22 protein-coding genes are annotated in these 24,263 nt (G+C 58.1%); 9 read left to right on the top strand and 13 right to left on the bottom strand.

The annotated features are described in order from the left end of the window. Positions 1-181: 181 nt before the first annotated feature. Both K3169_RS18110 and K3169_RS18105 read right to left on the bottom strand, forming a co-directional pair. On the bottom strand, positions 182-1,363 hold the full coding sequence (locus tag K3169_RS18110; protein ID WP_263267311.1) for an MFS transporter: 1,182 nt from the start codon (positions 1,361-1,363) through the stop codon (positions 182-184). A gap of 90 nt (positions 1,364-1,453) precedes the next feature. Continuing rightward, positions 1,454-3,577: a TonB-dependent receptor family protein gene (locus K3169_RS18105; protein ID WP_263267310.1), complete on the bottom strand. Its 2,124-nt coding sequence runs from the start codon at positions 3,575-3,577 to the stop codon at positions 1,454-1,456. A 318-nt stretch (positions 3,578-3,895) separates the two neighbouring features. Between K3169_RS18105 and K3169_RS18100 the strand changes: the two genes are divergently transcribed. Further along, complete coding sequence (locus K3169_RS18100; protein ID WP_263267309.1) at positions 3,896-4,552, top strand: transferase; 657 nt, start codon at positions 3,896-3,898, stop codon at positions 4,550-4,552. Positions 4,553-4,606: 54 nt separating this feature from the next. Here the strand turns inward: K3169_RS18100 and K3169_RS18095 are convergent, their stop codons facing one another. Both K3169_RS18095 and K3169_RS18090 read right to left on the bottom strand, forming a co-directional pair. Further along, complete coding sequence (locus tag K3169_RS18095) at positions 4,607-5,380, bottom strand: L-iditol 2-dehydrogenase (protein ID WP_122706360.1); 774 nt, start codon at positions 5,378-5,380, stop codon at positions 4,607-4,609. A gap of 57 nt (positions 5,381-5,437) precedes the next feature. Then, positions 5,438-6,757 (bottom strand): ABC transporter substrate-binding protein, encoded by a 1,320-nt coding sequence (locus K3169_RS18090; protein WP_263267308.1) that lies wholly within the window; start codon positions 6,755-6,757, stop codon positions 5,438-5,440. A 289-nt stretch (positions 6,758-7,046) separates the two neighbouring features. Here K3169_RS18090 and K3169_RS18085 point away from each other — a divergent pair, with 289 nt between their 5' ends. The 7 genes from K3169_RS18085 (at position 7,047) to K3169_RS18055 (ending at position 15,843) form a co-directional block, all read left to right on the top strand. Further along, the gene (locus K3169_RS18085) at positions 7,047-7,991 is read left to right on the top strand and encodes an AraC family transcriptional regulator (protein ID WP_263267307.1); all 945 of its coding nucleotides are present in this window, start codon (positions 7,047-7,049) and stop codon (positions 7,989-7,991) included. A gap of 224 nt (positions 7,992-8,215) precedes the next feature. Continuing rightward, positions 8,216-9,238, top strand: coding sequence for an aldo/keto reductase (locus K3169_RS18080; protein ID WP_263267306.1), 1,023 nt, complete (start codon positions 8,216-8,218; stop codon positions 9,236-9,238). A 486-nt stretch (positions 9,239-9,724) separates the two neighbouring features. Then, on the top strand, positions 9,725-11,947 hold the full coding sequence (locus K3169_RS18075) for a TonB-dependent siderophore receptor (RefSeq protein WP_263267305.1): 2,223 nt from the start codon (positions 9,725-9,727) through the stop codon (positions 11,945-11,947). 8 nt (positions 11,948-11,955) lie between these two features. Beyond that, positions 11,956-12,792: a 5'-nucleotidase, lipoprotein e(P4) family gene (locus K3169_RS18070; protein WP_027899346.1), complete on the top strand. Its 837-nt coding sequence runs from the start codon at positions 11,956-11,958 to the stop codon at positions 12,790-12,792. A 58-nt stretch (positions 12,793-12,850) separates the two neighbouring features. Beyond that, positions 12,851-13,444, top strand: coding sequence for a nicotinamide riboside transporter PnuC (gene pnuC, locus K3169_RS18065; protein ID WP_231667257.1), 594 nt, complete (start codon positions 12,851-12,853; stop codon positions 13,442-13,444). Between the two features lie 227 nt (positions 13,445-13,671). Then, on the top strand, positions 13,672-14,580 hold the full coding sequence (gene glsB / locus K3169_RS18060; RefSeq protein ID WP_027899344.1) for a glutaminase B: 909 nt from the start codon (positions 13,672-13,674) through the stop codon (positions 14,578-14,580). Between the two features lie 117 nt (positions 14,581-14,697). Next, positions 14,698-15,843, top strand: a complete 1,146-nt coding sequence (locus K3169_RS18055) for a DUF1615 domain-containing protein (protein WP_411567006.1) — start codon at positions 14,698-14,700, stop codon at positions 15,841-15,843. On the opposite strand, the gene K3169_RS18050 is transcribed toward K3169_RS18055, so the two are convergent. Further along, entirely contained in the window at positions 15,840-16,070 is a 231-nt protein-coding gene (locus K3169_RS18050; protein WP_231677404.1) for a DUF6555 family protein, read from the bottom strand. The two genes, K3169_RS18055 and K3169_RS18050, sit on opposite strands and share 4 nt — an antisense overlap. A gap of 50 nt (positions 16,071-16,120) precedes the next feature. Continuing rightward, a complete protein-coding gene (locus K3169_RS18045; protein ID WP_255877799.1) occupies positions 16,121-16,555 on the bottom strand; it encodes a DUF1810 domain-containing protein in 435 nt (144 codons plus the stop codon). A 229-nt stretch (positions 16,556-16,784) separates the two neighbouring features. Here K3169_RS18045 and K3169_RS18040 point away from each other — a divergent pair, with 229 nt between their 5' ends. Further along, positions 16,785-18,596 (top strand): ABC transporter ATP-binding protein, encoded by a 1,812-nt coding sequence (locus tag K3169_RS18040; RefSeq protein WP_263267304.1) that lies wholly within the window; start codon positions 16,785-16,787, stop codon positions 18,594-18,596. Between the two features lie 205 nt (positions 18,597-18,801). Here the strand turns inward: K3169_RS18040 and K3169_RS18035 are convergent, their stop codons facing one another. From K3169_RS18035 to K3169_RS18005, 7 genes are all read right to left on the bottom strand, one after another. Beyond that, a complete protein-coding gene (locus K3169_RS18035; RefSeq protein WP_027898358.1) occupies positions 18,802-19,635 on the bottom strand; it encodes an ABC transporter substrate-binding protein in 834 nt (277 codons plus the stop codon). Between the two features lie 58 nt (positions 19,636-19,693). Then, positions 19,694-20,422, bottom strand: a complete 729-nt coding sequence (locus K3169_RS18030; protein WP_027898359.1) for an amino acid ABC transporter ATP-binding protein — start codon at positions 20,420-20,422, stop codon at positions 19,694-19,696. A gap of 22 nt (positions 20,423-20,444) precedes the next feature. Beyond that, positions 20,445-21,188: an amino acid ABC transporter permease gene (locus tag K3169_RS18025; protein ID WP_099268282.1), complete on the bottom strand. Its 744-nt coding sequence runs from the start codon at positions 21,186-21,188 to the stop codon at positions 20,445-20,447. A gap of 6 nt (positions 21,189-21,194) precedes the next feature. Next, positions 21,195-21,893, bottom strand: coding sequence for an amino acid ABC transporter permease (locus tag K3169_RS18020; RefSeq protein ID WP_049826736.1), 699 nt, complete (start codon positions 21,891-21,893; stop codon positions 21,195-21,197). A 105-nt stretch (positions 21,894-21,998) separates the two neighbouring features. Next, positions 21,999-22,751, bottom strand: coding sequence for an SDR family oxidoreductase (locus K3169_RS18015; RefSeq protein ID WP_231677408.1), 753 nt, complete (start codon positions 22,749-22,751; stop codon positions 21,999-22,001). A gap of 320 nt (positions 22,752-23,071) precedes the next feature. Beyond that, on the bottom strand, positions 23,072-23,839 hold the full coding sequence (locus K3169_RS18010) for a LamB/YcsF family protein (RefSeq protein ID WP_231677409.1): 768 nt from the start codon (positions 23,837-23,839) through the stop codon (positions 23,072-23,074). After that, positions 23,836-24,258, bottom strand: a complete 423-nt coding sequence (locus K3169_RS18005) for an acetyl-CoA carboxylase biotin carboxyl carrier protein (protein ID WP_231677410.1) — start codon at positions 24,256-24,258, stop codon at positions 23,836-23,838. Before K3169_RS18005 ends, K3169_RS18010 begins: the two co-directional genes overlap by 4 nt. Positions 24,259-24,263: the final 5 nt, after the last annotated feature.

Below are 24,263 nucleotides of genomic sequence, written 5' to 3'. Positions count from 1 at the left end.
ACCCTCTCACATAGACCACCCCATTCCGTAGGACCGGCTTTAGCCGGGAGGACGTCGGGCTGTTCGCTAAATTTTCTTAGGCAGACATAACGCTCTCCCGGCTAAAGCCGGTCCTACGGATTGCAGGTGAACATAGAGTCCCCAAAAGGGAGATAGTCTGCAATTCCGTAGATCAGCTCTATCACGCCTTACGCCGCGCCACCAATCGGGCAAGCCACAGGCACAACCCGAAGGCAATCAATGCCATGGCTGTCAGCACATGGATCATCGCTTCGCTGCCCAGTTGCGAGATCACATAACCGCAGGCGATGGGCGCTACGGCCTGGGCCAGCAATGCCGGGCGTGCCATTTTGCCGGACACCACCGCGTAATCGCTTTGATGCACCACCACCAAAGGCAAGGTGCTTTTGACGATGGCGCGCAGGCCGTTACCTGCGCCGTAACACACCAGTCCCCAGGCCACCAGGCTCGGTGCGAAGTCCACCAGCAGCAATCCCAAAGCCGTAAAACCGCTGGATAACAACGCCGTGAACATCGGCGCTTTGCGTTTGAACATCAGGTCGATGACCCGACACAGCACCTGAGCCGGGCCGATCATCGCTGCCAGTGCAATGGCGGATGCCAGGCTATGCCCGCGGGCTTGCAGGATGGTCAGGATCACAATGGAAAGACAGGTCATCAACGCTGCGGCAATCGCGAACAGCGCTGTCATAGACCAATAGATGGAGGAGGCGAGCGGCGTGCCGCTGCCTTGGCTGGCATGTCCGGATGCTGCAACCGGCACATGGGCGTCCAGCGCATAACGGTATAGCGGATAGAGCACAAACAAAACAACGGTGCCGAACACCCCGCAGGTCATTCGCCAGCCCATGAGGTGATCCATCACCGCCAGCAGCGGCCAGATCACGGTGGTGCAGAACCCTGAAATCAGGGTGATGCCGACAATGATCGGTCGTGCTTCCAGCCCATAGGTGGAACCCAGTGACGTGAACAGCGCATCGTAAAGTCCGCTGGCCATGGCGATGCCGATGATGACCCAGGCCAGCAGAAAGACCGGTAACGAGGGTGCCAGCGCCATCATCCACAGGCCCGCGGCGAGAATCAGACCATGGGCGGCCAGCACTCTGCGTCCGCCGATGCGGGAGATCAGTCGTCCACACAATGGCGACAACAGACTGGCGACCAGCAAACCGATGGATGCACCGCCCAGGACCCACTGATGTGGCCAGCCTGTGTCGGCAGCGATAGGATCGGCCAATACGCCGAGCAGGTAGAACGATCCGCCCCAGGACAGTATTTGCAGCAGCCCGAGCAGGGCTATTTTTCCGTTGCCGGGGCGGCGGGGCAGTGCAGCGGTATTCAATCAAAGTCCTTAGCGTCAAGCGGTGAGTACGCCAACAGCAGGGCCGAATCCTAGCAGCTTCAAACCGCTCAATGACAGCCGTTCAGGCCTTCAGCGCAAACTCCACGACACCCCGACATAAACCCCCAGACCTTCGCCGGGCGTTGAGCGCGCCGCGTCCAGCCCTCGGTCGTCGTAGCCCGGCGTGACAGTGGCGGCGTAATGTTTGTTGGTCAGGTTGCGCATGTCGACCCAGGTCTGCCAGTCGTTCTTCGGGGCGTTGTAACCCACCGTTGCGCCGAACAGTGCGTAAGGGTCGGCGTAGTAGCTGTTGGCATAATCCACGGCGGCTTTGGACACCAGCTGGGTGTTGAAAGCGGCGAAGAAACCTTGCGGCCAGTCGTAGCGCAGCTCGCCCTGGTAGTAATGCATTGGCAGACCGGGCAGCCGCTTATCGCCGAAGCGATCATCGTCGCGGTAGTGGAAATCACTGAAGGTATAAGCCTGACGCAGGCTCAGTTCGCCTCCTTCATGGGACCACAGTTTGCTCTGCAGGCTGGCTTCCACACCCTGATGAACCGTAGGGCTGGCGTTAAGCTCGTAAGGTGTAGTTGCGTTGGCGTCCGGCAGCACAGAAAGCAGTTCGTGACGGACTTGCGAGTAGTACCACGCCAGGCTCCATTCGCCGAGAGTGCTGTCGCCCCGTCCGCCCAACTCCAGGGTGGTAGCGGTCTGGTTGCGTAGCTTGACCGGGTTGCGCTGCGCACCGGTGGCGACGCCGCTGCCCGCCGGGAATCGCTGGTCAGCGCTGTAGATCAGTGACCACGGATGCGGGCCTTCCACCGAGCGGCTGAGATTGGCGAACACCTGCATGTCAGGCGTCAACTGATAGCGCATGCCCAGTCGTGGCGCGTAGTCCCAGTCGCCCATGCTGGTTTTGCCACCGCCGTCAGGGTAGGTCACGGCACTCTCACGGCGGGTGTAGATCGCTGCGAGGCCCGTGGTCAGCCACAGGTCGTCGGCAATCTCCAGATCATTGCCGACGTGCAGAACAGTGTCCGAGCCTTGATAGGTGAAGTTACGAATGCGGGTGCCTCGGGCATACCCGGCGGTGTTGCCGGTCGGGATACGCACGAACTCGCTGGCGCCGGAGTTGGGCAAGTGCTTGGTCACGCGCAAACCCAGCGTGCTGTTGCTTTCCAGACCCCACAGGGTGTCACGGCGCTTGTAGTCGAAAGTGCCACTGACATCCGTGTAGGCGACCCGCAGACGGTTCGGCCCCTCGCGCAGGTCCATGGGGTAATCGTGGTAGACGAGGCCGGTCTCGATGCTTGAATCGTCGTCGATGTACCAGGTGGTTTTGTTGCCGATAAACGTGCTGCCCGGCTGGTCGCGATTATAGTCCCGCGATTCATAAGTAGGATTTGCAGCACGTGGGTCGTGTTCGATAGAGTTCTTGGTGACCCGCCCGGCAAGCTCGTTATCGGTCTCGCGATGGCGGAAATAGAACCGGGTTTCCAGATTCGGATTGAAGCGATACCCGAAGTTGGCGATGACCCCTTGGCTCTCGCTGGACGTGTGGTCCTGATAGCCATCGGAGCGCGCATCGGTCATCGCCACGTAGTAGTCGAAGTCGCCCAGCACTTGCCCGGAGCTGATCTGCCGCTGTTTGTATCCGTGGCTACCGGTTACGTAGCGCACCTGCAACAGCGGCGCATCGTAGCCAGTGTGGCTGACGTAGTTGATGGCACCGCCCAATGCCAGAGCACCCCGGTCAAAACCATTGGCGCCGCGCAGCACCTCTACATGGTCGAGCCACAGCGGCTCAAGTAGCTCATAGGGCGTGCCGCCAGGGCCAGTGAGTGGAAGGCCGTCGAGCATTGCGTACAGGCCGGAGGCGTGGGCACCCGGCGCGCGGTTGATACCCGAGCCGCGTATGGAGATTTTTACCCCTTCGTTGCCCGCAGACTGGGCATAGACCCCGGGCTGATACGCCAGTACATCTTGATTGCTCGCTACGCGGCCCTGTAACGGCTGACGCAGGTCGATCACGTTGGTTCCGCCGGGCACCTTGGCCAGTTGTTCCTTCGCGTCTTCGACTGACTGGTCCTCGCTGCCTCGCTCCTGGTCACGGATCAGCACCTGGCCCAGCTCCACTTCCTGCGCCTCGGCCAGCGCCGGACAGACAAGGGCCAGGCCCAACAGCGCAGTGGGCAGGGATTTCGGCGAAAGCATTGGGGGGCTCCAGACATAGAAAACAGGCAATGAAGCTTGCGACGTATGAAAGAACGAAAGAAGCACACGGCAATTTTGTTTTTTTGCCGGGTAATGCTTTTCGCGGGTGCAGACGCAAAGCACTCTGTTGGAGCGAGGCTTGCCCGCGAAGGACCCCAACTCGTCGTATCTGATTCACCGAGTAGGGCGATTCGCGGGCAAGCCTCGCTCCAACATGGCAAAAATGCTGTCTTCCCGATGATCAAACATGTGCAACCATTCAGTGAACCTGCTGCCCGCAATCGGCAACGTTCTACTCACTTTTCAAAGGAAGTCTGAATGCACGGGATATCGATTTCAGAATTCATCTCGCACTGGGAGGCGCTAGGTCTTGATGCGCAAGCCCGCTCACCCTGGCAGATCACGCAGCAGTGCGAAAATTTTGTACGCACCATCCTGGCTAAGCTTGGGCCCGATTATCAGCGTCAGGGCGATATCGCTATCCATAAAACGGCGCAGGTCGAAGACGGCGCCGTACTCAAAGGGGCGATCGTGATCGGGCCTGACTGTTTTATCGCCGCAGGTGCCTATTTACGTGGCGGCGTGTTCCTTGGCAGCGATTGTATTGTCGGTCCCAGCTGCGAATTGAAGAGCAGCTTCATGCTCGACCGCAGCAAGCTGGCCCACTTCAATTTTGTGGGCGACTCATTATTGGGTCAGGACGTGAACATCGAAGCCGGCGCGGTTATCGCCAACTATCGCAACGAATTTGCCGGGGCCGATATCCGGATTCTCCACGGCGATAGGATCATTGAAACCGGCGTCGCAAAATTTGGCGCGCTGGTGGGGGATGGTACGAGGATTGGTGCCAATGCTGTGGTGGCGCCGGGGGCCTTGCTGCAGCGAGGCAGTATTGTGCCGAGGCTGGGGCTGGTTGACCAACACCCAGGTTCACCTGAGTCCGTCGATCGCGATCAGGTGGTTTACGCACGTTGATATCTTCCTACGTGCGTCGCTCATCCGTGGCGCCGTCACACGGGCAGGTGCCAGTCAACTCATCCAGTTACCCCCATCGACGTTATAGGTCTGGGCCACGATGTAGTCGCTTTCCTGCGAGGCAAGGAATATCGCCATGCCGGTCAGGTCATCGGCGGTGCCCATGCGGCCATAAGGAACCTCCTGGCCAACGAGTTTTTTCTTTTCTCCCAGCGGGCGATTCTCATGTTTGGCGAACAGTGCGTCGACACCGTCCCAATGCTCACCGTCGACGACGCCGGGGGCAATGGCGTTGACGTTGATTCGGTGTTTGATGAGGTTCAGCCCCGCCGATTGTGTGAGGCTTATTACCGCCGCCTTGGTCGCGCAATAGACACCGACCAGCGCTTCACCGCGTCGTCCTGCCTGGCTCGCCATGTTGATGATCTTGCCGCCGGTTCCCTGACTGATCATTTGTCGGGCTGCTGCCTGCAAGGTGAACAGCGTGCCTGCCACGTTGATGGCGAACAGGCGGTCGTAGCTTTCACGGGTTATGTCAGTGATCGGGGCCAGGTCGAACAGTGCCGCATTGTTGATCAGGATATCCAGCTTTCCGGTTTTTCCGACCACTTCGGCAATGGCGTTATCAATGGAAGCTTGCGCAGTGACGTCGATCTTTACTGCGTAGGCCTGCTTGCCTAATTCTTCAGCAGTCGCGCGTGCCCGTTCAAGGTCGATGTCGGCGATGGCGACCGTTGCTCCTTCGCGAATATAGGCCTCGGCGAATGCCCGGCCGATGCCTCTTGCAGACCCCGTGATCAGGGCGCTTTTACCTTCAAGTCGTTTCATGTCAATCCATCCTTCAAAAGTACAAAGTTCAGGTCATTTCGAGAGCTATAGCGTGAGTTATTTTTTCGGATAGCCCGCGCGTTTCATTTCCCTGATGGTGACTTTTTGTGCGGCATCCAGCGCTTGTGCAACGGAGGTCTGTCCGGTGAGTGCAGCGGCGAAAAGCTTGCCCACTGATGTGCCAATGGCCTGGAACTCTGGAATGGTCACGTATTGAATGCCCACGTAAGGCACTGGCTTTGCCGACGGGTGGGCGGGGTCAGCGTTCTGCATCATTTGCAGCGTGACTTTGGCGAACGGTGCGGCTTGCAGATAAGCCTCACTGTAGGTGGAGGCGCGAGTACCTGGCGGTACGTTGGTGATGCCATCCTTCTGCGCGACCAGTTGAATGTATTCTTTGGAGGTCGCCCAGGTAATAAAGGCTTTGGCCGCGTCTTTATGTCTGGAGGTAGCGGGGATCGCCAGCGACCACGCATACAGCCACGAAGAACCCTTGTCAGTAACTTCAACCGGAGCCGGGGCAAAGCCCACGCTGTCTACCACCCGACTTTGTTCTTTATCGGTTGTGAAGGACCCCGCGACGCTCGCATCTACCCAGATCGCGCATTTGCCGCTGTTAAACAAGGCCAGCGTTTCATTGAAACCGTTGCTTGAAACACCGGGCGGTCCGTAGTTCTTGAGCGTATTGACGTAATAGTTGGCGGCCGCTGTCCACTCGGGCCCTGTCAGTTCAGGTTGCCATTGCTCATCGAACCAGCGCGCGCCGAAGCTATTGGCCATGGTAGTCAGCAGTGCCATGTTTTCGCCCCAGCCGGATTTACCGCGCAGGCACATGCCGTACTGTTCTTTATCAGGGTGATGAAGTTTTGCTGCAAATTCGCCGAGCTGGGTCCAGGTCGGATGTTCCGGCATGCTCAAGCCGGCCTGCCTGAACAGATCAGTGCGGTAATAAGTCACTGTGCTTTCGCCATAAAAGGGCAGGGCGTAAAGCGTGTTATCAACTGATAGGCCTTGGCGCACCGAGGGAAAGATATCTTCCAGATCGTAGTCAGATGGTAAGTCCTTCATGGGTTCGAGCCAGTTTTTGGCGCCCCAAAGCGGCGTTTCATAAGTGCCGATGGTCAATACATCAAACTGGCCACCCTGAGTGGCAATGTCCGTGGTCAGCCGTTGGCGCAGGACGTTTTCTTCCAGCACCACCCAATTGAGTTTGAGGTCGGGGTGCTGCTCCTCAAAGACTTTCGACAGCCGCTGCATGCGGATCATGTCGCTGTTATTGACGGTGGCGATGGTGATGGTGATGGTTTCGGCGGCCTGACTGGACGCGATAAACGCCAGACCAGCGGACAGAAGGAGCGCTTTCGGGATCATTTGCATGATGCTCTCCACTCCACGCCTGTGGCGCGGAATTCTTATTGTTGTTTTATGCCCTCACTGATCACATCCGGATCAGCAGGAGGCTACGGGCCGATTACAGCAGTTGCCAGAATTCCCGGCAAACGCAATGGGGACGGCGTGTTGATACTTTTTTAACCGCGACAGTCGAATCATCTCAGGGTTAAAAAAGTATCAGTCGCCGGTCAGTTTGAGGTGGAGCAGGGGATCGTGACGGGCGTATGGTGCGTGTTATCACCAAGCTCACAATGACAATAAAAAGGAGCGGATCATGGCTGAAAGTCTCACGAGTCTTTTTGAGCACTCACCGGCTGAACTGGAGATTATTCTGCCGCAGCCTGAGCAGAGCTTTCGCTGGTATGAACACGATTATCCTTACTCACTGGCACGCTGGAATCACCATCCTGAGTTTGAAATCCATCTCATCCGTCGTGGCAGCGGCAAACTGGTGGCGGGTGACTATATCGGCGCATTCAGTGCCGGGCACGTTGCTCTGATCGGTCCGGATTTGCCTCATGACTGGATGGGGGACCTGGCACCGCACGAATATTTGCAAGGGCGGGATGTGGTCCTGCAATTCGACGGTGGATCATTGTTGAAACTGCGCCAGTTGTTGCCCGAACTTGGCCATTTACAGTCCCTGTTCGAGCGGGCCAGACGGGGCATTGAGTTCACTGGCGGGACGGCCATCGAAGCCGCCCGGTTACTCGAAGCCATTGGACCTGAGCAGGGATTACAGCGCCTGGTGTTGTTTCTGCAGTTGCTGGGCGTGCTGCTCAATGCGCCGCCGACTCACACGAAACTTCTGGCCAGCGCGTGTTATGCGCCTACCCTTGATGCAAAAAGTGCCGAGCGTATTCACAAAGCCTTTGAATACTTGCAGGCCGAGCTGACGGGCGATATCCGGGTTTCAGTCATTGCTGATCGCTTGCACATGAGCGAGCCGGGTTTTTCACGCTTTTTCAAACGCGTTACGGGCCATGGCTTCATCGACCTGATGCGCAAACTGAGAATTCAACGGGCCTGCCGATTGCTGGTGCAGACGCCAATGTCAGTGGCCGATGTCTGCTTCGAAGTGGGTTACAGCAACCTGTCCAACTTCAACCGGCATTTCCGTTATGAGATGCAGCTCACGCCAAGTGAATACCGCCGCGATCCTGCTGTGACGCTGTTCAATCTGCACAAGGCTCAGCCGTCAGTGGCTGCAAGAGCTTGATGTTGACTGAAGTTCTCCTCGCAAAATCTAACCCTTTGAACTGGAAATACATTTTCTGTATGAGCTCGCTGTGCGCCCCCGACACCGCGCTGTCTCGCGGCGAACATTGAATCTGTAGGAGCTGCCGAAGGCTGCGATTGGCATCCCCATGCATTTGTTTCAGGAGTATCTTGCAGGGCGAGCCAACTCAACGCCGAAGTCATCAACCCATTTCTGGAGCACCCATGAGCGCTATCGAATACCGCAACCTTGGCCGTAATGGTGTCAGGGTCTCGCCACTTACCTTGGGCACCATGATGTTTGGTGAGCAGACCGATGATGCGGTCGCAAAGCGGATTGTCGACAAGGCCTTTGAACAGGGCATCAATTTCATCGACACCGCCAATAACTACAACGGCGGAGTATCCGAGGAAGTAGTCGGCCGATTGATCGCGGAGCGTCGTTCGCACTGGGTTCTGGCTACCAAGTTTGGTAACCCTAATCCCGGTGGCCGGGCACCCAATGATCGTGGCGCATCGCGGCCCAGCATCATTCAGTCTGTGGAATCCAGCCTCAAGCGTTTGAACACCGATTACATCGACTTGCTTTATCTGCATCGCGAGGACGACAGCGTGCCGGTGGAAGAAACCCTGCGTGCGCTGTCGGATCTGATCCGGGCGGGCAAGATCCGATCTTATGGTTTGTCGAACCACCGTGGCTGGAAACTCGCAGAGTTCAGCCGTACTGCAGATCTGATGGGCATCGAGCGTCCTGCTGCCACTCAGCCGCTGTACAACCTGGCTAACCGTCAGATTGAAGTTGAACACTTGCCTGCTGCCGAGTACTACGGAATTGGCGTGGTGTCTTACAGCCCGCTGGCCCGTGGGGTATTGACCGCCAAGTACGATCCGGGCCAGCCACCGGCCGAAGGTACCCGGGCTGGACGCAACGACCCGCGTCTGCAACAGACCGAATGGCGTGCCGAATCGCTGGATCTGGCTCAGCGAGTCAAGGACCACGCCGCAGCACGGGGTATTACGTCCGGTCAATTCGCGTTGGCCTGGGTGCTCAACAACAAGCTGGTGACGTCGGCCATTGCAGGCCCGCGTACCGAAGAACAGTGGAATGACTACGTGCCCGCGCTGAACTACGGGTTCACGGCCGAAGACGAGGCTTTCGTGAATGAACTGGTGGTTACCGGGCATTCTTCGACCCCGGGCTATAACGATCCAAGTCATCCGTTTATTGGGCGTCAATCGCGGGTTTGACGATAGCTTTCCAGCGCCTGTATTGCGGGCAAGCACCGCATACAGGTTGGTCATGATTTCAGGCTTATGTTGGACCCGGGGGACCGCTTTCATTCGGGACAATACCCAAGTTGGGAATGTACCGGCCCTTCGCGAATGAATTCGCTCTAATAAAGCAACATGTAATCTAGTGGATTGAAATGCGTTTTCTGTAGGAGCTGCCGAAGGCTGCGATCGCGGTGTGTCAGGATGAATGCTTCGCAGCCTTCGGCAGCTCCTACAGGTCCTATGTTTGCCACGATACAGCGCGGCGCCATGGACACCGGGGCAGCACCCACGGAAATTGTGTTTACATGTCACCTGCATGAAGCCAGGCTCCTACCGATCGCATTCCCCCTGCCTGACGTCTTCTCTCCTTGAAAAATCCAGTTGTAACGCACTGTTTGCAGGCCTCGCGCTTGCGTCCGGCATAAAGCGTCGGTATACAGCGCCCACAAAGGAGCTTTCATGGTTATGTCTTATCGAATGTCTGAGTCACCCGCGCCGAGGTTTTCGCCAAATCTGTTGAGAATTGGTGTGTTGATGGCCTGTGGCGTGGGCAATGGTTGGCTGGCGGGGGCGGCGTGGGCAGAAGAGGGTACAGCCGCAAATAGCGGCGTGCTGCTGGACGCGATCACGGTCAACGGCGAGCAAGACGCTGGCTATCAGGCCATTGAGGCCACGGTGGGCGGTTTTGGCCCAGCGCCTTTGCTGGACACACCGGCGTCGATTGCCGTAATCACCGAGCAACGACTCAAGAATCAGCAGGCCAGGCTGCTCAGTGAAGTGCTGCGTAACGACGCTTCGGTAGGCGAGAGTTATGCGCCAGTCGGTTACTACGAAAATTTCGTGGTCCGCGGTTTTGCCCTTAATTCTGCCAGCAGCTACAAAATAAACGGCCGGACGATCACCGGCGAGCAGAACGTCGCGCTGGAAAACAAGCAGCAGGTTGAATTGCTCAAGGGCCTTGCGGGTTTGCAAAGTGGTGTGTCAGAGCCCGGTGGTGTGGTCAATTACGTGAGCAAGCGTCCGGAAGATGTACGTTCCGTCACTGTCTCGACCAATGAGCAGGGTGAGCGTTACCTGGCTACGGATCTGGGTGGCTGGTTCGGCAGCGAGCGGCAGTTCGGTATTCGTACCAACCTGGCGCATGAGGACATTCGTTCTTACGTGGATCACGCCGACGGCAAACGTGATTTCGCCTCGCTGGCGGTGGACTGGAACATCAGCCCAGACAGTCTTTTGCAACTGAATGCCGAGTACCAGAACCGCGAACAGCGTTCCGTGCCGGGTTACCAGTTGCTGGGCGGCACCAGAGTTCCGCATAAACCTGATCCCCGTGATCTGCTGGGCTACCAGAGTTGGTCCAACCCGGTGGGTATCCAGTCGCTGAACCTTGACGGGCTTTATGAGTACCGCTTCAACGATTCATGGAAAGCCAGTTTCAGCGCTTCCCGCAGTCGTGTAGTGATCGATGACTACAGCACCTTCGCCTGGGGCTGTTATGGCTCGGCCAGTTGCGCAGGCGTGAACGTCGCGAACTATTTCAGCCCGGAAGGTGAGTACGATATCTCGGACTACCGCAGCCCTGATGATACGCGTCGCAATGACGAAGCCCAGGCCGCAATCAGCGGGCAGTTCGACAGCGGATTTCTCAAGCATGAACTCACGTTCGGAACTACAGCATTCCGCCGTGTGGTGGACCGTCGTGATGCACTCAACGAGTTCATTGGCAGCGGGGTAATCGGCACCACTCCGGATACTTTCGAGCCATTTTCGGGGGAGGCGGGCCACACTTACCGTCACCTCGACAGCCGTCAGTACGGCCTGTTCGCCACCGACCGGATCAGCTTCAACGAGCAGTGGCAAACCGTGCTGGGCGGGCGGCAAGTTCGTCTTGACGAAAAAACCTATGACGAGGCAGGCGCCACCACCCGGCATACCCAACGGGCGGAGTTTCTGCCTCAGGCGGCACTGATTTACAAACCGCGTCCGGACACTGCGCTGTACATCAGCTACAGCAAAGGCTTGTCGTTGGGCGGCGAGGCGTCCTGGTTCAGCACCAACGCCGATGAGATTCTGCCACCGACGACATCCCGGCAGATCGAGTTGGGGGTCAAGCACGACTGGCAGCGTTTGAGCCTGACCGCCGCGCTGTTCCAGATCTCTCAGGACTACCAGTACAACCGTCCCAACGACGACGGGACCTTGACCTACGTGCAGCAAGGCAAGCAAAAAAATACCGGGCTTGAACTGTCTGCCAATGGTCGAGTGACTTCGAATCTGCAAGTATCGGCCAGCGTCGCCGCGATTCGGGCACGTGTCACTGGCAGCGGCACCGACGCCTACGACGATCATCAGGCGCTCAACGTACCCAAACTGCGTGCCGCCCTGCACGGTGATTACAGTATTCCCGGTTTTAATGGGCTTGCCTTGTTGGGCGGAGTGCAGTACAGCGGCAGCAAGTACGCCAACCGACAAGGCAGCGTGAAGGTCGACGACTATGCGGTGTTTGATATGGGCGGCCGTTACAGCACCAAGGTCGAGGGCTATGACACGGTGCTGCGCCTGACTGTCGACAACCTGTTCGATAAGCGTTACTGGCGTGATGTGGGCGAGTCTGCGGGCGACGGCTATCTGTTCCCCGGCGCACCGCGTACTGCGCGAGTGTCGGCCACTGTGAATTTCTGAGGTCAAGCATGGGCAAGTTCTTTATCAGTGGCGCGTTGGTACTGTGCGCTGCACTCGCCGGGTGCCAGCAACGGCCACCCGCCAATGATCAACTGGATGCCGTGCTGTGGACGCAGACGTCCATCGAGCACGAGTTGATTTACCGGCAGGTGTTCGACAGCGCCACGCGGCAACTCGATGTCGCACTGGCCGATCCGACCTGGGATGCCTTGCCGCAAGCACCGCGTAACCTGACCGGGTTGCCGCCAGCGGTGATCGTTGATATCGACGAAACCCTGCTGGATAACATTCCGCTTAACGCGCGGGATATTCGCAACGATCAGGTTTATTCCTATGATCGCTGGAATGTCTGGGTGGACGAGGCCAAAGCTCAGGATTTGCCGGGGGCGGTGGGTTTCCTGCAGGCCGCCGCTCAGCGTGGCGTCAAGGTGTATTACCTGACCAATCGGGAGCATTCACAAGTGGCGGCCACCGTGAAGAACCTGCGCCTGCGTGGTTTTCCGGTGGACGATGCGCAGCAGGTTCTGGCGGCGGCGACGCCCACTGGTGGCTGTGAAAAGGACGGCTATGGCAAGACCTGCCGCCGCCAATGGGTCGCCAGCCATGCACGGGTATTGATGCTGGTAGGGGATTCATTTGGTGATTTCATCCAGGCCGACAGCAATAACCTGGCTGCACAACGCAAGGCTGCCGCGCCTTATCTGGCCTGGTTGGGACAGCGCTGGTTCCTGCTGCCTAATCCGACTTATGGCAAATGGTACAGCGCACCTTACGGTGATCAGGAAGATCTGCCGATGACGCGCAAACGCGAGCTTAAACAACAGGCGCTGGATCTCCAGCAATAACAACAACGCTAATGCTTTCCAGGCTGGTGCTTTTTGCCAGCAAGCCGAGGGGCAAACCATGTCAACACTGGAAATAATCGCGGTGCTCATCAACATCATCGGTGTGTGGCTCACCGCCCGGCGCATTCGTTGGTGCTGGCCGGTGAGTGTGGTGGCGGTGTTGTTGTATGCGTGGATTTTCTACGACGCAAAGCTTTATTCGGACATGCTGCTGCAGGTGATTTTTGCCTTCCTTCAAGGCTACGGCTGGTGGTGCTGGAGTCAGGGCGGGCTGGACAATGGCAAGGTGCATGTGGCGCGCCTGCCGCTGCAAACGGCGGTGTTGAACCTGATCGTCGGTGCGATGGCAGCCGTGCTTCTCGGCAGTCTGATGGCCCACTTTACCGACGCCGTCGTTCCGTGGCTGGACGCATCGCTGACAGCTTTCAGCCTAGTCGCCAGCGTTTGGGCAGCACGCAAATACGTCGCGAGCTGGTGGCTATGGATCGTTCTCGACTGCGTCTATGTCGGCATGTACCTGCACCGCGATCTGGATCTGACTGCCGGATTGTATGCGGGGTTTGTGGTACTTGCGTTCTACGGCTACCGCGCCTGGCGGCGTGATCTACTGAGTCAGGAATCCCTGCGTGGGGAATTGAGTACTGGGGCTTGAGCCAGGAATCCCCCGGATTGAACTGCATCCTGTAGTCCCCCAGCCATTTGCATTTCTGAGCTGACCCAAGCCTGTAGGAGCGCACGAGCACCGCGAGGCCGCGATAGCGGTGTATCAGACAGATCGCCATCGCTGGCCTCGTAACCTGCAAGTCAACAGGTGACCTGTGTGATGCGCTTCGCCGATTGATCGTCTAGCATGCGGTCCCAAAAACAATGAGCGCATCCATGCAGAAGTTGCTGAACGAGATACTCGATGAAGTACGTCCCTTGATCGGAACGGGCAAGGTCGCCGACTACATTCCGGCGCTGGGCGACGTGCCTGCGAATCAATTGGGCATTGCCGTATATGGCAACGATGGTGAGCTGTATTGTGCGGGCGATGCCGAGACGCGCTTTTCTATCCAGAGTATTTCCAAGGTCTTCAGCCTGGTTCAGGCCATCGGCCACTCCGGCGAGGAAATCTGGCAGCGGTTGGGCCATGAGCCCTCCGGTCAGCCGTTCAATTCGCTGGTGCAACTGGAGTTCGAACGCGGTCGGCCACGCAATCCCTTCATCAACGCCGGGGCGTTGGTTATCTGTGATATCAACCAGTCACGCTTCGCGGCACCCGCGTTGTCGATGCGTGACTTCGTGCGTCGTCTGTGCGGTAACCCCGAGATCATTTCCGACTCCAAAGTCGCCGAGTCCGAATATCAGCACCGTTCACGAAACGCAGCTGCGGCCTACCTGATGAAGTCCTTCGATAACTTCCACGGCGAAGTTGAAGCGGTCCTGCGCAGCTACTTCCATCACTGCGCCTTGAGCATGAGCTGCGTCGATCTGGCCCGCGCCTTTGGCTTCCTCGCCAATCAAGGCTATTGCGTGCACAGCGGTGAGCAAATTCTCAGTGCTCGACAGACCAAGCAACTCAACTCAATCATGGCCACCAGCGGGCTTTATGACGAGGCAGGCAACTTTGCCTACCGGGTGGGTTTGCCGGGCAAGAGCGGGGTAGGTGGAGGCATCGTGGCCGTAGTGCCTGGACGTTTCACGGTGTGCGTCTGGTCCCCCGAGCTCAATGCGGCAGGCAACTCTCTCGCGGGCATGGCCGCGTTGGAAAAGCTCAGTTCGCGCATCGAATGGTCGGTGTTCTGACCGCGGATTTATCGCTGTTCAGGAAATCTCCGAGCATTCATGCTGTTACGCAGGTCTATTGAATTCGAATCAGCGGCCATGGGGCTGATTCCAATTTTCAGCAGTGCCAGGGGATGCATGCTTTTGAATCGATCATCGCTGCCGGTTTTCGGGTATTCGCTCGACATTTCTACTGTGCTCAAACCCTTACTGATCGCGTTCGGCGGGTTGTTGCTGGCTGCTTGCGGCACTCAACGCACTCAGCAGGCTCCGGAACTGACGCCGGGTCAAGTCCGTGCGCAGATTGTGCGTCTGATGCCCGCCAAAACGCCGGACCGGGAAGGCTGGGCTGCGGATATTCAGACGGCCTTTGCCGCGCAGGAACTGGAACCCAGCGCGGAAAACCTGTGTTCTGTATTGGCAGTTACAGAACAGGAATCCACCTATCAAGTTGATCCGGCCGTACCGGGGATGGCGAGAATCGCTCGGGGCGAAATAGATCGCCGCGCCGCCCGATTGCACATTCCGCAGATGCTGATTAACCGTGCGTTGAAAATCCGCTCGCCTGACGGCAAAACCTATGCCGCGCGACTGGAGGCTGCACGCACCGAGAAGGACCTCAGCGCGATCTTTGATGATTTTATTGGCATGGTGCCTTTGGGGCAGACGCTGTTTGGCAGCCTGAACCCGGTACATACGGGCGGGCCTATGCAGGTAAGCATCGCCTTCGCCGAGAAACAGGCCAAGGGTTATCCATACCCGGTTGACGGCACGATTCGCCGCGAAGTATTCAGCCGACGTGGCGGCATGTATTTCGGGATCGCCCATTTGCTCGGCTACCCGGCTGATTATCCGCAGTCGCTTTATCGCTTCGCCGATTTCAATGCCGGTTGGTACGCCAGTCGCAATGCGGCGTTCCAGAGTGCCGTCAGCCGCGCAACGGGCATCAAGCTGGCGCTGGACGGTGACTTGATTCGCTACGACTCCACGTCACCCGGCGCCACCGAGTTGGCGATTCGCTCGCTGGGCAAGCGTCTGGATATGAGCAATTCGGCGATTTTCAGCCAGCTCAAGCAGGGCGATACGCTGGATTTCCAGAAGACTGAAGTGTACGAGCGGGTCTTCGAACTCGCCGAGCAGGCCGCAGGCAAACCGTTGCCAAGGGCGATCCTGCCGGGTATCACGCTGCAGAGTCCGAAGATCACCCGCGACCTGACCACCGCGTGGTTCGCCGAGCGGGTTGATGATCGGCGCGAGCGATGCGTGCAGCGGGCAGGACGTTAGGTTTGTTCCTGCCAACTGACGTCGGTCAATCCCGAGCGTTCCGCATGATGCCTGAGCAGGATAATCTCTTCGGGGGGCGGAGACTGATTGTGCAGTACGCCGATACCTGCGTGCAGGCAGGCGTAATACCAGGCATCGGAGTCAGTCATTTGCGAATCAATTTGTACGAACAGTTTTACTTGCCCGTGGATCCTGTAGCGGATCTCGAAGTGTCGGCTAACTGCCATAAAGCGCTCCATGGGTGATAGCGCTATGACACTAGTGGCGTTCTGATAGTTCAATCACTGCGATTGCTGATTTTTCCCTGAGTGTTGGCATCGTGCGTGCCATCAAAGAAGGTGTCGAGTACGCCTTGAAACACTTTGCGTTGAGGTCCAGCGATAGCGAAAAGAGTCATGCTTGAGTGGAGCTTCAGATCATCGGGGGAGCCGAATATCTGCCGTGCCGTCCGTTGCAATTGTGGTTCGATGATTTTCGCGCATTGCTCCAGACGTGCTCCGAGGAGTGGATGCGCGAGATAGGCCTGGGCTTCATCCAGGCAGGTTATGGCATACCGACGGGCCATTTCGCTATGACCCAGTCCGGCAATTTGCGGGAACACGAACCACATCCAGTGGCTTTGTTTGCGGCCGGCGCTGAGCTCTTTGAGCACCTGCTCGAATACCGGGTCTTGCGCATCGACGAAACGCTGCAGGTTGTAGGTGTCTTCCATGGTGCACGTCCTCGGGGCTTATGATGTGAGCTTAGCCTTGGAGCGTAGGTGTCGTGCTGCGTTCGCATATTTCACGGTATATCGCATATCCGTGGGAGCGAATTCATTCGCGAAGGGGTCGTAAAACCAATGAAAATTTGTGGTTGAAATACCGCCTTCGCGAATGAATTCGCTCCCACAGGATTTCCACAAACGTTTATCAACCCAGCCATTCAGAGTCCCCCCAAGCATGCCCGTTGTCAGTCGTTTCACCGCTTTTCTCGATCAGGCGCGCCGTGCCATGGGACTGGTCTGGACCACGTCCCGAGGTTTGTCGCTAGGCTTGATCGTCGCCACCTTGATGGCGGGTGTACTACCTGCTCTGGCGGCCTGGCTGGGCCAGCGCATAGTCGATGCCGTAGTGGCTGCCATGCAGTTGCATGCCGCGGCGGGCGATGCGCCATTGTGGCCGGCGCTGCGTTATGTGTTGATGGAGGCAGGGGTGCTGGCGTTGCTGGCTGGGACGCAGCGCGCGTTGTCCGTGCAGCAATCGCTGTTGCGGGTGCAACTGGGGCAGAAGGTCAACACGCTGATTCTTGAGAAAGCCCAGACCCTGTCGCTGATCCAGTTCGAAGACTCCGAGTTTTACGACAAGCTGGTGCGGGTCCGTCGCGAGGCTTCCACCCGGCCTTTAGCGCTGGTGACCAAATCCCTGGGCTTGATCCAGAACCTGATTTCGCTGGTCAGCTTCGGCATTTTGCTGGTGCATTTTTCGCCGTGGGCCCTGTTGATTCTGGTGGTCGGTGCCTTGCCGGTGTTCTTTGCCGAGGCGCATTTTTCGGGCGATGCATTTCGGCTGTTCACTCGTCGCGCTCCTGAAAGCCGTCAGCAGAATTACATCGAGACGCTGCTTTCCCACGAAACCTACATCAAGGAGGTCAAGCTGTTTGGCTTCGGTCCCTTGCTGATGCAGCGTTATCGCGACACCTTCCAGCGGTTGTATGCCGAAGACCGTAAGCTCACCCTGCGCCGCGATGGCTGGGGCTTTCTGCTGGGACTGTTGGGCACCAGCGCGTTTTATCTGGCCTATGCCTGGATCGTGATCGACGCGGTGCACGGGAAGATCACCCTGGGGCAGATGACCATGTACCTGGTGCTGTTCAAGCAGGGACAAAGCGCCGTCAGCAGCAGCCTTAGCGCAATCAGCGGACTGTACGAGGACGGTTTGTACCTCGCCGATCTGTACGAATACCTCGGGCAACCGGTGCCGGTGGAAACCGGCCATATCACCGAGGGTGTGCTGCCAGGCGATGGTCTGCGTTTTGAACGCGTGAGCTTCAGTTATCCCGGCTCCAGCCACGTAACGCTGGAGAACATCGACCTGCATTTGGCGCCGGGTCGCAGCGTGGCACTGGTCGGCGAGAACGGCTCTGGCAAGACGACGTTGATCAAATTGCTGACCCGCCTTTATCGGCCCAATCAGGGGCGCATCCTGCTCGACGGCAGCGATCTTAATGACTGGAACGAAGATGCACTGCGACGGCGCATCGGGGTTATTTTCCAGGATTACATTCGCTACCAGTTTGTGGTCGGAGAAAACCTCGGAGTTGGCGATATCGATGCGTTTGGCGAAGAGAATCGTTGGCGCGATGCAGCCAGTCAGGGCATGGCAGCGGAGTTCATCGAGCGCCTGGACAAAGGCTATGCCACGCAACTGGGTCGGTGGTTTGCAGGCGGGCAGGAGCTGTCAGGGGGACAGTGGCAGAAGATCGCCTTGTCCCGGGCTTACATGCGCCGTAACGCAGACATTCTGATTCTCGACGAGCCGACCGCTGCACTGGATGCCGGGGCGGAAGCGGCGGTATTTGATCATTTCCGCGATTACGCCAAGGGGCGCATGACACTGTTGATTTCGCACCGGTTCTCCAGTGTGCGCAACGCCGATCATATCGTGGTGCTGGATCAGGGCAGGGTACTGGAGCGGGGCGATCACGCCAGCCTGGTGGCGGCGGGCGGCCGCTATGCCGAGCTGTTTGATTTGCAGGCGCGGGGGTATCGGTAAGAGACTGACAGTCTTCTATCCTTGTGGGAGATTTCATGCTGCCTGCAATCCCGTAGGACCGGCTTTAGCCGGGAGGGCGTCGGGACATTCACCGAGTTTTCTTCGTTGGAAATAATGCCCTCCCGGCTAAAGCCGGTCCTACAGGTCCTACAGGTCCTACAGGTCCTACAGGTCCTGCGAAATCCTGCAGGTTAGATCCATCCAACTACGGCAACGGATCAAACTTCAGTGCGCTCAGGCTCTGCACTTTGTCTTCGCGGACCATTTTGTATTCGGTGTTCGGGCCGATCCAGCGTTCCCAGATGGCGTCGATTTCACCGGCGTCGTCCATGGCTTTCAGTGATTCATTGACCTTGGCGAGGAAGGCGGGCTCATCCTTGCGCATACCGGCACCGATCGGCTCAAGGGCCATGGGCTCTTTGGCAATGGCCAGTTCAATGCCGGACGCCTTGGCCTGATTGACCAGTTTGATGGCAGTCATGGTGTTGGTGACCAGGCCCAGAACCTTGTTCTGCTGCAACGCCATGTAGGCCGAACCTGTGTCCTGGAAGGTCACTGGAATGGCCTCGGCGATGCGGATCGACTGTTCAGAAGTCGAGCCCTTGGTCGAGCTGATGCGCTTGCCCTTGAAGAACGCCTTGTCCTTGTCGGCATTGGCCGCGTGAACCACCAGGGTTTCCTTGGCAATGTAGTACGGATCGCTGAACTGGATCTGGTCGGCGCGGGTTTTGGTGTACGCGAGGTTGGCGAACAGGACGTCAACGCGGCCCATTTTTACTTCGGGAATCCGTGCTTCAACCGACATCGGCTTGAGCTCCAGCTTGACGCCCAGCTTTTTTGCCAGCGCGGTACAAAGATCCACGTCCATGCCTACCAGTTCACGGGTTTTCGGGTCTGGCGCGGAGAATGGCGGGACATCGGCATACACGCCGCAGCTCAACGACTGCTTGGCCATGATGTCGCTCAGTTGGTCGGCGTGGGCGACAGTGACTGCCAAGGGACTCAAAGCTACAGCGGCGAACAAATGCTTGATACGCATGGGAAACTCCAGAAATTCAGGATGAGTTAAGAGCAGGTCCAGCGGCAGTTTTTAAATATCAGTGCGCCCGCAGGTCAGCGATGAAACGCTGGGCGCGAGGGTGTTGGGGTTGGCTGAAAAAGCTCTCAGGGTCGCTTTTTTCCAGGATTTGCCCGGCGTCCATGAACCAGATGGTGTCAGCCACTTCTCGAGCGAAATTCATCTCGTGGGTCACGCACATCATGGTCATGCCGTCTTTGGCCAGGCCTTTCATGACGCTCAGCACTTCGCCGACCATTTCCGGGTCGAGGGCGCTGGTGGGCTCGTCGAAGAGCATCACCGGTGGTTCCATGGCAAGTGCGCGAGCAATCGCCACTCGCTGTTGCTGACCACCGGACAGTTGCGCCGGATAAGCGCCAGCCTTATGCGCCAGGCCCACACGGTCCAGCAACTGCATGGCGCGTTCCCTGGCAGCCGACCCCTTGAGCCCGAGGGTCTTGGTCGGCGACAGGATGATGTTGTCCAGCACCGACAGATGCGGGAACAGGTTAAAGCTCTGAAACACGAAGCCCACCCGGCTGCGCAGGCGATTGACGTTGGCGTCGGTGCCGTTCACGTCCTGGCCGTCGAACAGGATCTGGCCTTTCTGGATGTCTTCCAGGCGGTTGACTGTACGGATCAGGGTTGATTTGCCCGAGCCCGAAGGCCCGCACAGCACGACCACTTCACCGGTGTTCACTTGTGCGGTGAGGTTGGTCAGCGCCTGGTACTCGCCGTACCACTTGTTGACGTTGGAAAACATGATCATTGGACGCATGAGTCAGCCCTCTTCAATTAATGGGGGTCAGCAAAGGGCTGTCGACGGCGGCAGCGGTGACGGTGCCCAGACGCTTGCGGGCAATGCGCCGCTCCAGCCAGTCGGCCAGATGGGTCAGGGCGAAACACAGCAGGTAGTAGATGACAGCAAGGATGAAAAACACCTGGAATGGCTTGGTCAGCAACTGGTTGTTTACCTGATTGGCGGCAAAGGTGATTTCCTGCACGTTGATCACGTAGCCCAGCGAGGTTTCCTTGATAATCGAAATGAACTGGCTGAGCAGGCTGGGCAGGGCGTTGTAAAGTGCCTGAGGCAAGATCACCCAAAGGGTAGTGCGCATATAGCCCATGCCCAGTGCCCGGGACGCTTCGTATTGGCCGGCTGGTAACGCCTGAATGCTGCCGCGAATGATTTCGCTCAGATAGGCGCTCTGGTAGATCACCAATGTGCACAGCATGGTGGTGAAACCGGTGATGTTGTGGCCGATCAGCAGCGGCACCAGGAAGTAGGTCCAGAAAATCACCATCAGCAGAGGGATGCCGCGCAGTACATAGACCCAGACGGTCGAAAACCAGCGCAGCGGGGCCCATGGGGAAATCCGCGCCATGGCCAGCAACAGGCCTAGCGGGAAGGCGAAAACTAGCGCCAGAATCGCCAGAATCAACGTCGCCGCCAGACCGCCCAGTGGCCCGTGCGGGTATTGACCAATAAGGAACAGCGTCCAGTTCTGTTGAAGGATCGTGAAGATATCGAACATGCTCGCTTACCTCGCCAGGGCTTTGTTGAATCGCTTGGCCAGCAGGGCACCCAAGCCCATCAGCAGCAGCGAAAAGGCCAGGTACACCACCGAGGCGACCAGAAAGGATTCAAAGGTGCGGAACGTGTAGTTCTCGACTTCGCGAGTGGCGTAGGTCAACTCCATCACGCCAATGGCCATGGCCAGGCTGGTGTTCTTGAACAGCAGCACGGTGTGGTTGATCAATGAAGGCAGGCAGTTGCGCACCCCCTGCGGCAGGATCACGTAACGCATCGAACGCACGTAGCCCATGCCCAGCGCCCGTGACGCTTCGGTTTGTCCGGATGGGATGGCGCGCAGGCCGCTGCGAATGTCTTCGCTGAAGTAGGCGGCCTGACAGAGGCCCAGCGCGATGACCGAAAACAGATACTCAGTGTTGTAACCCGCGAGCCAGATCTGAGTGGAGGTCGACAGCAAGGTTGGAATACCGAAATACCAGAGCATCAATTGCACCAGCGTCGGCACGTTGCGGTGGTAGGAAACATAGGCCGCCACCAGACCATTGGCGTATTTGTTGCCGGTCAGGCGCACCGTCACCAGAACCAGCGCGAGCAGCATTGCCAGGCACCAGGCGAACAGCGCCAGTTGCAACGTCATTTCGATGCCCTTGACGATCAGCTCGGCATATTCGCCGGTGAGGATCGGGGCTAGATCGAAGTCATTCATGGTCAATCCCTATCGGCATTGGTAGGGGCAGAAAAAATGCCAGGCGCTGGCCTGGCCAAAAGAGCGCATTGACGGATCAGTCCGTTCTGGTCGCCTGGGCTGAACTCAACCCTGATAGTCCTGCGGGCGGGCCGTGGACAGACCGCCGGGGACTTGCAGCGTCGGGGTGATTTCCATATGGCCGATGTTTACTGCAACCGGGGCCGCGATCGCGAAGGCGATGGCATTGGCGATGTCCGCGGCCACCGGCAATTCGAAACCTTCGACGAAGCGTTTGTAGGTTTCTTCTGAGTCGCCATGCACGTGGGCAAAGATGTCAGTGGCAACCCGGCCCGGACAGACTTCGGTGACCCGGACACGCTTGCCGAATGCGTCAATACGCAGCTGGCGCGAGAGCATGCTCACGGCTGCTTTGGTCGCGTGATACGTGGAGTTGCCGCCGAAGTTGTAGGCCGCGGCGATGGAACTGATGTTGATGATATGGCCGCTGTCACGCTCGACCATGCCGGGCAGCGCCAGACGGGCCAGATGCAGCACTGCGCGCAGGTTGACGTCGATCAGGAAGTCGATGCCTTCAGCGTCCGCAGCAAGGATTGAGCCCGGACGATCCACACCTGCGTTGTTGACCAGGATGTCGAAGCTGTGTTGTTCGAACAGCGCGGTCAGGGCCGGCAGATCGGTCACGTCGATCGCGTGGGCGATGCAACCGGTGCGTGCCGCCAGTTCAGCGAGCTTGTCGGCGCTGCGGGCAATGGCGTGGACTTCAATGCCTTCCTGACACAGGCGCTCGACCACGGCGGCACCGATCCCGGAAGAAGCGCCGGTGACCAGCGCGGTTTTGTAATCGGAAAATGGCATTGCGTGTACCTCTGAATCCATTGGTTCACCGGTCTGTCCGGTGAACGTTAAATACGGTCTGGTGTTGCTGATGTATCGACTCTATCCAGCACCAACCCTGACGACCAAGACGGAATGGCTGTGTGGCTATAAGCGTCTCTTATGACGTCTGGTGCGCCTGGAACGGCTTGAGTTGCAATGCAATCCTTGTGTTTGGAATGCAGCCTTTGTGGGAGCTGGGCTTGCCCGCGATAAGGCTGGACGCGATTGACCTGATATCTGCGGCGCACTTATCGCGGGCAAGCCCAGCTCCCACAGGAGGAGCACTGTTTACCTCGCACCTACGCCATCAACCGGCTGATCGGCACGATCTGCCCACCCGCGGATTCGATTTCAGTACGCACGGTTCTCGCCAGTTCGACTGCGCCAGGGGTGTCGCCATGCAGCAATATTGAACAGGCGCTGACCTTGATCACCTTGCCGCTGATGCTCGTCACGGTGCCGTATTCGAGTAATTGGCGAACCCGTTGCAACACGGCGGCAGGGTCCTTGATCACCGAATTGACAATTTTGCGCGGCACCAGGAGGCAGTCGTCGTCATAGGCGCGATCCGCCAGAAAGGTCGTCGCAACTCGCAGGTTGGTCTGGCTTGCAGCCGTTTCAATGGCGCGGCTGCTGGACGAGCTGACGATGATCTCGGGATCAAACGCCGCCACGGTGCGAATCAACTGCGCCGCCAGGTCGGCGTCGGCAGCGACCATGTTGCCCAGCGCGCCATGAAAGCTCATGTGAGTCATGTGATGCCCGGCGACTCTGGCAATGGCGGCCAGCGAGCCGAGTTGATACGTCACATAGGTGCACAGCTCTTTGATCTCGATATTCATCTGCCGACGGCCAAAACCTGCCAGGTCCGGGAAGCCGACGTGGGCCCCCAGATCGATGCCTCTGGCTTTGGCCAGCAGCGCCGTGTTGTTCATGATCAGCGGGTCGCCAGCATGGAAGCCACAGGCAACGTTGGCCGAGGAAATGATCTCCATCAGCGCTTCGTCTTCACCCATGCGCCAGGCACCGAAGCCTTCGCCCATATCGGCATTCAAATCAATCTTCATGGTTGCACCGCGTCGGCGTCGAAAGGTAAGAGGCTGATTAACGGCTGGCCGTAACTGACGGTCGTGTCATTGGCGACAAGTACGCTGCAAACCTGCCCGGCATGCTGACTGCGCACGGGCAGCAGCAAAGTACCAACGGCCAGAATTGCAATCAGTTGACCGGGCTGAATGTCACTGCCGACAGGCGCGAGCACGATGCTGTCGTCCGGGTGGGCCAGCAGTAACCTGCCTACGCCGCTGGCCTTGACCTGCAGCGCGTCCGGCTCAGGCTGGTTTTCCGAGGCCTCGGTCGAACTGGAGTACTCAGCTGAAACACCACGCTTCAAACTCAACTTGAAACCTGGTTTATCGATTTCTGCACCGGACAAACCGGCTGCGGTCAGGTCAGCGACCAACTGGCGAATCTGTTCAATGTTCATGCATC

The sequence above is a fragment of the Pseudomonas phytophila genome (assembly GCF_025643095.1).
Lineage (GTDB): Bacteria > Pseudomonadota > Gammaproteobacteria > Pseudomonadales > Pseudomonadaceae > Aquipseudomonas > Aquipseudomonas quasicaspiana.
The sequence above is the reverse complement of the archived record's forward strand: the minus strand, read 5'-3'. Positions and strand labels throughout refer to the sequence as shown.